This is a genomic window from Methylobacterium sp. E-025 (assembly GCF_022829705.1).
GTDB lineage: Bacteria > Pseudomonadota > Alphaproteobacteria > Rhizobiales > Beijerinckiaceae > Methylobacterium.
In genome coordinates, this window is sequence record NZ_JAKSYR010000059.1 from 1 (window position 1) to 7,942 (window position 7,942).

7 protein-coding genes and 3 pseudogenes are annotated in these 7,942 nt (G+C 60.8%); 5 read left to right on the forward strand and 5 right to left on the reverse strand.

All coding sequences use genetic code 11. The features are described 5' to 3' along the window. Positions 1 to 202: 202 nt before the first annotated feature. A pseudogene (locus MKK64_RS05550) lies at positions 203 to 331 on the reverse strand (transposase); the annotation flags it as partial. 63 nt (positions 332 to 394) lie between these two features. Here MKK64_RS05550 and MKK64_RS05555 point away from each other — a divergent pair. Then, positions 395 to 544, forward strand: a pseudogene (locus tag MKK64_RS05555) (helix-turn-helix domain-containing protein); the annotation flags it as partial. A 197-nt stretch (positions 545 to 741) separates the two neighbouring features. Further along, the gene (locus MKK64_RS05560; RefSeq protein WP_243932566.1) at positions 742 to 1,044 is read left to right on the forward strand and encodes a hypothetical protein; all 303 of its coding nucleotides are present in this window, start codon (positions 742 to 744) and stop codon (positions 1,042 to 1,044) included. Positions 1,045 to 1,117: 73 nt separating this feature from the next. On the opposite strand, the gene MKK64_RS05565 is transcribed toward MKK64_RS05560, so the two are convergent. Together MKK64_RS05565 and MKK64_RS05570 are read right to left on the reverse strand one after the other, a co-directional pair. Continuing rightward, positions 1,118 to 1,903 (reverse strand): EAL domain-containing protein, encoded by a 786-nt coding sequence (locus tag MKK64_RS05565; protein WP_313898892.1) that lies wholly within the window; start codon positions 1,901 to 1,903, stop codon positions 1,118 to 1,120. 2 nt (positions 1,904 to 1,905) lie between these two features. After that, positions 1,906 to 3,846: a PAS domain-containing protein gene (locus MKK64_RS05570; protein WP_243932567.1), complete on the reverse strand. Its 1,941-nt coding sequence runs from the start codon at positions 3,844 to 3,846 to the stop codon at positions 1,906 to 1,908. A gap of 225 nt (positions 3,847 to 4,071) precedes the next feature. Here MKK64_RS05570 and MKK64_RS05575 point away from each other — a divergent pair, with 225 nt between their 5' ends. Beyond that, complete coding sequence (locus tag MKK64_RS05575; protein ID WP_243932568.1) at positions 4,072 to 4,395, forward strand: hypothetical protein; 324 nt, start codon at positions 4,072 to 4,074, stop codon at positions 4,393 to 4,395. A 271-nt stretch (positions 4,396 to 4,666) separates the two neighbouring features. Next, positions 4,667 to 6,445, forward strand: coding sequence for a putative bifunctional diguanylate cyclase/phosphodiesterase (locus MKK64_RS05580; protein ID WP_243932569.1), 1,779 nt, complete (start codon positions 4,667 to 4,669; stop codon positions 6,443 to 6,445). A gap of 197 nt (positions 6,446 to 6,642) precedes the next feature. On the opposite strand, the gene MKK64_RS05585 is transcribed toward MKK64_RS05580, so the two are convergent. Together MKK64_RS05585 and MKK64_RS05590 are read right to left on the reverse strand one after the other, a co-directional pair. Then, entirely contained in the window at positions 6,643 to 6,978 is a 336-nt protein-coding gene (locus MKK64_RS05585; RefSeq protein ID WP_243932570.1) for a DUF1622 domain-containing protein, read from the reverse strand. Positions 6,979 to 6,981: 3 nt separating this feature from the next. Next, positions 6,982 to 7,401, reverse strand: coding sequence for a DUF1622 domain-containing protein (locus tag MKK64_RS05590; RefSeq protein WP_243932571.1), 420 nt, complete (start codon positions 7,399 to 7,401; stop codon positions 6,982 to 6,984). A gap of 346 nt (positions 7,402 to 7,747) precedes the next feature. On the opposite strand from MKK64_RS05590, the pseudogene MKK64_RS05595 reads away from it, so the two are divergent. Further along, a pseudogene (locus MKK64_RS05595) lies at positions 7,748 to 7,942 on the forward strand (PAS domain-containing protein); the annotation flags it as partial.

The window sequence follows — 7,942 nt, forward strand, 5'->3', positions numbered from 1 at the left end:
GTTGTCGATGGTCCTCACCCATGTCGACGTGAGTATGATGTCCGTGGGTGCTTCACGGATGCGTGGGCTAGGTCGTGAACTCATAACGTCTGGCACGGTTTGGCCGTGGCATCGTTGGATCTCCGAATGGAGGACCGAGGATGGCGCGGTTTGACCTGACGGATGAAGAGTGGGCGGTGATCGAGCCGGTCCTGCCGACGGACGTGCGCAGCCGCCAGAAGATCCCGTTCAGCACCCGTCGGTCGTCCACCCGATCCTTGCCGCGCACGTCCGTCGGCAGGACCGGCTCGATCACCGCCCACTCTTCATCCGTCAGGTCAAACCGCGCCATCCTCGGTCCTCCATTCGGAGAACCAACGATGCCACGGCCCAACCGTGCCAGACGTTATGAGTTCACGACCTAGCGTACGGCTGCGGCTTTGCCACCCAATCGCACTTCAGTCGCCGCTTCCGTGACCACTATGGGTTGTCCCCGAGCGAGTACCGGTGGCTCTCCTTCGGCTCGACGTCCCAGACGGCTTCAATCGCTGTCCGATCACGATAAGGCTTTCCTTCGCACTGAGGCGCCACTCAAACCTAGTCAGAAATGGCTCCGTCTCACCTACGGACACCGGATCGGTGTGGCCTCGAAGCATCACGCGCACGATGAGAAGGAGACAACCCTAAAGCAAGGTGACTTCCCTTATAGGTTGTGTTTTATGGGTAAACCATGCAACTTCTAGGTCGCTTTAGGCTCGCCCGATGGCAGATGATCACCGTCAAGACATAACGGACCAGTCAAGTCTGCTCGCGCGTATCGCCGATCAACTCGGCGTGCCGATCACCGAGCTCCACACCCCGTATCGCTTGCGTGGCCCGGCGGATGCCTACGGGGAGGAAGCATTGGCCGTGATGGCACTGGTGCAAGCCTACCTTGCGATCGGCGACAGGGTGACCCGTCAACGCAGCATCCAGCTCGTGCGGTCGATGGCCCGGATTACTCCTGTCCGACACAGCGCTGAGGCTGCACCCAGCGGCGTCGCAGCATCCTCCACGTCCGGTTGAGGCCGAGAGGGCGTTACGCTGAGATGGGCTCCGGATCGGTCATGGCGATGTGCCTCGGGGGCTCGTCGCAGTCTCAAGCGTGCGCCTTGATCGACGGGGCAGCAAACAGCGCCCGAAGCCGTGCCCGATCCAGCTCGGTCGTCGCCAGCACCGGGGTTGGACGCGCGAACAGGTAGCCTTGCATCTGTTCGCAGCGCAGCTCGCGCAGGATCGCCAGCTGCTCGATCGTCTCGACCCCCTCGACCGTGACCTGCAGGTCGAGATTGTGCCCGAGGTTGACGATCGCCCGCACGATCGCAAGTGTGTCCATGTTCTGCCCGAGGCGGCGCACGAACGACTGATCGACCTTGATTTTGTTCAGCCGGAACTGCTGCAGGTAGGTCAACGAGGAATAACCGGTCCCGAAATCGTCGAGGGCCAAGCGGACGCCGAGCCCGCGCAGGTCGGTCAGGACCTGCACGGTCTTCGCTGCATCCTGGATGAACACGCCCACGGTGATCTCGACCACCAGTCGCGCCGGGTCGAGCCCGTGCCGCGCTAGCGCCGCCGCGACGATCGCCGGCACGTCGGATTGTCGGAACTGGGTCGGCGAGACGTTGCCCGAGACGGGCCACGGCTGCGCCCAAGCCACCGCCGCCGCGCAGGCAGTGTCGATCACCCACTCCCGATCTGCTCGATAAGGTTGGCCTGTTCCGCCACCGGGATGAACTCCCCAGGGAGATGAAGCCACGCTCTGGGTGCTGCCAGGGCGTCGTGCAAGGCGAGGTGGCAGATACGCGCATCGTCGTGCCTGCGGTGGGTGAGGTCGCGTAGGGCAACGGCGGTAGCAGGCTTCCCGCCGAACTCGATCATGCGACACCCTTACAAAGCCACACGTGAGATCCTAGTTTCTACGGTCTGCAGAAATTGTACGTTCACGCTGGCGCCAGAGCGCTGTCGAACTTCGCAGCTGAACTTACGTCCGTCGCTATCAACAGTCAGCTCAAACCGCTCGGGGACTTGCGCGTGCATCCGAATATGCAATCGCGCACCACCGTCAGACAGATCGCGAATCGAGCAGGCGATACAGCTGCCAGGCACATGGATGCTGGCTGGTAGCAGGACACGGGTCCGACGCTCGTTGCGCCGCTCTTCCATCCCCACCGTCCAGTTATCCAGGCTCGTACTGATGCTCGATACGCCTTCGGCCGCATGCCGCATGCTAGCGAGGATCTCCCCGGTTGCCCGGGTCTGCTCGTCCATCGATGCGCTCACGCCGTCGACATGCGCGCTGATCGTTCCAATCGCCGCGGTGATCGATGCCAGCGTCGTCGCGACCTCCGCCGACACGGTTTGCATGCCGGTGACCTCGCCGCTGATCCGGTTCGTGGCCGCAGCGGCCTGACCGGCTAGATCCTTCACCTCGGCCGCCACAACTGCGAAGCCGCGTCCGGCAGCTCCCGCTCGCGCTGCCTCGATGGTGGCATTCAGTGCCAGTAGGTTGATCTGTTGGGCGATACCCGCGATCACGGCGGCGACGCCACCCATCGCGCTCGCCGCCGCACGCAACCGCTCAGTCGCAGCGTCCGCTTCACCAGTTCGCCCGTGGATGTCATCTACAGCCGTCTTGGACTGCGTCATGCTGCGCGAGATCTCTTGCGCGGCGGCGTTCATGGTCTCAGCGGCGTCAGTCACTACCTGCACGTTGTCGAGGGTTCGCTCGGCCGCCTGCACCGCGACGGAACGCGCTGCCATGTTAGCTGTGACGTCAGTGGCGTACTTAACGACCTTGGTCAGCTGGCCGTTGGGGTCGAAGATCGGGTTGTAGCTTGCCTGGATCCACACTGGGCGGCCGCCATTGCCGAAGCGCTGGAACATGCCGGAGGAGAAGTCGCCGCCGCGCAGGCGATCCCAGAAGGCTGAATATTCCGGAGTCTGCGCGTAGCCGGGTTCGACGAACATGGCGTGGTGCTGCCCACGGATCTCCTCGATCCGATAACCGACCGTCGCGAGGAAGTTTGCGTTGGCATCCAGCACCGTACCATCGGGGGCGAATTCGATCACCGCCTGGGACCGGTTGACCGCCGCCAGCTGACCCGCCGCATCAGTTGTCTGCAACTTCTGCGCAGTGATGTCGGTAGCGAACTTCACCACCTTGATTGGCTTGCCGTCTCGATTACAGATCGGATTGTACGTGGCCTGGATCCAGATCTCGCGGCCGCCCTTGGCGATTCGCCGGAACTCACCGGCTGCGAACTCACCGCGGGCGAGCTTCGCCCAGAATTCACGGTAGGCCCCGCCCTCTCGCTCGGAGGGATCCACGAACAGCCCGTGGAGGCGGCCCTGAATTTCGTCGAGGCTGTAGCCCACCGCATCAAGAAAGTTCTGGTTGGCAGTCAGGATCGTGCCGTCGAGGGCGAACTCGATCACGGCTTGGGAGCGGTGCAGAGCATCGAGCTGGCCATCGTGGTCGATGTTACGAAGCACCTGCGCAGTGATGTCGGTCGCGAACTTGACGATCCGGGTGACACGTCCCGCGCGATCCAGCACAGGATTGTAGGTCGCTTGGATCCAGACCTGGCGACCACCCTTGGCGATGCGCTTGAACTCGCAGGTCTGCGCTTCACCACGGCGCAGCCCCTCCCAAAACACGCGGTAAGCGTCGCCATCGCTCTCACCAGGGGAGACAAAAAGCGTATGATGTTGTCCCTTCACCTCGGCGAGGGCGTACCCCATCAGGTCGAGGAACAGCACGTTGGCGGCTAGAACCGTACCGTCGGGGGCGAATTCGATCCGAGCCCTGGACCTGTCGATTGCCGCCATGAGCGAGCGCAGATCGGCATTGAATAAGGGCACAGAGTCTTCTCACCAAGCGCTGATGATTGCGCGCCCGTTCATAAGGACGCCTGCTTAACGCTTTGCTCAAACGAGACCTGCTGCAGCGGAGATAATTTGGATTTCATGCATTCTACGGCTGCTCTCTTACCATCTTGCGTGCATGCGTCCTGCCGCAGTACGTGGCGAGATATGCACGCTTACAGAACCGCTATGTCCGTCCTCGCCTTGACCACCGCGCTCGCCGCGGTCGGAGCGGCTCACGCAGAACTGTCCAGTACCGCCAGGAGTGTGCTTCAGAAGGGCCGTCACTATGATCCTACCGATCTGTTCCTGCGTCGAGGTGACACCATCACCCTCGTCAATGGTGACGACAGCACGATCCATCACGCCTTCATCGAGGCCGATCGGTTCGCATTCGATGCTGGGGATCAAGAGCCCGGCAAGCGGGCCACGCTCACGCTCGAAGAGCCGGGCAACTTCATCATTCAGTGCGGCATCCATCCAAAGATGAAGCTCACCCTGCACGTTCAATAGCCCGAACGATCCCCCTTAGAGCACTAGCAGCTTAGGTGAGCCCGCAACGTCGCCGGGCTGGAACGCTCTCACGAAATGCATGTCGAGCTCAAACGCGTTTGGATTTTCTGCGCCGAGAAAACGACCGTTTTATGGCAATCGTTAACGCGGATCGTCGTTTGGTGTGTCAGAGCTACGCAGGACAACCGATATATCGGAATCAGAGTGGGGGATTATATTTCTGTTCGTTTTTACCCATCATCATGGTCGCTGTACTAACATGAGTTAGCTGATGGCGGGCGTTCAATCTGAAGTTGTGCGGCTCGCCGCTTTGCAAGAGCTGTGTCTGCTCGATACGCCAGCAAGCGAGAGCTTTGATCGTATCACCCGGATGGCGAGTCAGCTTTTCGGCCTCCCGAGCGCAGCCGTCTCGTTGACCGATCGCGATCGGCAGTGGTTCAAGTCTCGCGTCGGTATCGACGTGGCTTCAATGCCGCGTGAGGGAGCGCCCTGTGCGGAAGTCACTGATACCCGCGACATTCTCGTCCTACACGATATCGCGCAGGACCCTGTGTACCGCGATACGCCCTTGGCGCAGGCAGGCGCCCGCTTCTACGCAGGAGTCCCACTTCTAACGCAGAATGGCTTAGCCATCGGTGCCCTCTGCGTCGCGGGCTCCGAGCCGCGAGATTTCTCGGCTGCGGAGACGGCGATGTTGCGCGACATGGCTGCCATGGTGATGGCGCAGGTTGAGCTGCAGCACGCCTATGGCCGCATTGATCCTCTCAGCGGCTTTCCAAACCGAACCCAGTTCGTCGAGGACCTGAACGATCTCGTCCTGACGGACCCACGGGGCTCGCGGCGCTTAGTCGTGTTCGTGGATCTGGCATCCCCGGATGAGCTCAGCCACGCCGCACGTGTGATAGGCGCGAGCTTCCTCGACGAACTCGTCCAGGAGGCGGCGCAGGTGCTGCGCTCAGCCCTCGGACCAACACGTACGGCCTACATGATCGGCACGAGCCAGATCGCGTTTCTGGCCCCGCGGGATGTCGTCGAGGACGCCTACATCAGCCTGCTCGCGGCGATGCTCGGCGCGATCCGCGAGAACGCCAGCTCGCGCTTCGTCACAACGGTTGCGATCGGCGTTGCCCCCTTCGAGCTCGGTCAGACCGATCCAAGTGACGTCTTACGTTGTGCGCATTGTGCGGCCGATGACGCCCGCCTGACGGACACCAGAGTCAGCCTCTACTCTTGCGAGCAGGATGCGCTGCATCGGCGGCGCTTCGAACTACTGAACGGGTTCGGCCAAGCTCTCGAGGAGTCGTCTCAGCTGCATCTGGTTTTCCAGCCCCGTGTCGCCCTAGACACGGGGCTTTGCCTGGGTGCCGAGGCACTCCTGCGCTGGACCCATCCCGAGCTGGGAAGCGTCTCCCCGAGCGAGTTTATCCCGCTCATCGAACGTATGACGCTTGTCAAGCCCACGACGACCTGGGTGCTCAACACCGCTCTGACTCAGCTTGCAACCTGGCTGACCGAGGGCATGGATCTCGTTCTCTCGGTGAACATTTCGGCTGGTAACCTGAGTGAGCCGAACTTCGTCGAGCGCGTCATGGGCCTTCTGGTTCGACACGGTATCCCGCCGCACCGTCTCGAGCTTGAGGTAACGGAAAGTGCGGTGATGGAAGATGCTGGCCATGCTCTGGAGCAGCTTCAACGGCTCTCCTCCGCTGGCATTCGCCTTGCCATCGACGACTTCGGGACGGGTTACAGCTCCCTCTCCTACCTCCAGGCGCTTCCGTTCGACGTGGTCAAGATTGACCGCTCCTTCATCACTGGCTGCGCAGAGGATGCTCGGCAGCGTAGCCTCGTGGCGACGATGATCACGCTGACCCATGATCTCGGCTACCGCGTTGTGGCGGAAGGCATCGAAACGCAGGAAATAGCCGGTCTGATCCTCGGCATGGGCTGCGACGAGAGCCAAGGCTATTTCTTTGGACGACCCATGACGGCTAAGGCGTTCCAACCCTGGTATTTCTCAAATCGTGTTCAATCGGAGATTCTTGCAGCATAACATAGCTAACGCTCATCTCTTCTACATCACAACAAGCGGTGAAACGGTCAATGTGCATCAGTGTGGAAACTTGGACGCAAGTTGCGATTGAGAACAGTGGCTTATGAAATGGATGGCCGCTAAGCCCCTAATTTTATCAATAAAACTTATGCGGAATAGATTGAGTAATTTTAATCGACATAACACACCGCCATAAATTACTTTGTGGTTTGCGAGGGACGATTAAGTGACGTCTCTTCATAGGCAAGCGCCTGCTTGACGATTGTGCGAATGGCAAAAACCGCCACGAAGATTAGGATGGCGTTCCAGCTACGGAGTTCGATGGTCTTCAACAGCGTTGCCGCTGTCTTGAATCCAAGCGCAGCCACGACGCCATCGGCGACGGCGAGGCGCGCCGCAACGATACCATGATGGCTACCGCGCGCTCGCACGAGTTCCAGTGCGCCGCGAACGCAACCGAACACGACGAGAGGGCTACCACCAAATTCGATGAGCGCGGCAAGAGCACGTATCCACTGGTCGATGAGAGGCACCGCTCAAGTCTCCGTGCGATCTCTTGGCTGATCGGCCATCAGCGAACCTGATCCAGGCGCCTGGTGCGACCGCTCCTCGGCCTTGTCGATTTCCTGCTGCAGGAAGTAGTTCAGCAGCGTTCGGATCGCCGCGATGGCCGCGAGTTGGCCGATCTCGGACCAGGTCGGTGCTACGGCCGTGCGCAAGATGTCGGCGCCAAGCTCGAACTCCAGCGCCACGGCAAGCCAGCGACCGAGCCTCAGCCGCACCTGTTCCTTGGCTGCCTGCGGTCCATCATCATCCGAACGACGCAACGAAGCAGGCAAAAACAGTAGGAGGGCGAAGACAGTAGCCTCCAGCGTCGCAAACCCGATGATCAGGGCCGCTGCGGCCTCCGTGCCGACGGCGAGCCACACGGTGAAGGTTTTGATTGTCTCTTCCATTCCGGAACATGGCTCATCGCTTGATACCCTGGCCGCGAGTGCGACCAACAACCGGAACCATTCCACCCGGCCCTCAGGTTCCTCATTCCAACCCGTAGGAACTGCATCGGTGACCCGGGAGTGTCTCTCCCTAGAGACTACCTACCAGACGCGTGCGTCACCGGCTCGTCGAGGCGCACGATGGTCTTCATGCCCTGGAGCGTGGGCTGCAAGATGTCACCACTGAACTCAGACATATGTCTTATCCGCTGCTATGTCAGGAATCGAACTGTTTTCCTGACACTGACTTTTTGCATAACGTATTTTCGCGTATTCGAACGTTGGTGTTCGGTGAGGAGATACGCCGATGATCGATGAGGCCGGCCACATGCAGATGCGGCAGATCGTGGCCGGCCTGTCCGAAGGTGTGATCCTGATCGAGCCGGATCAGACGATCTCCTACGCGAACGCCGCCGCCGTGATGATGCATGGGGTTGCCGATGCCGACGATCTCGGCGCCACCGTGTCGGAGTACCGCACGAACTTCAAGTTGCACTACCGC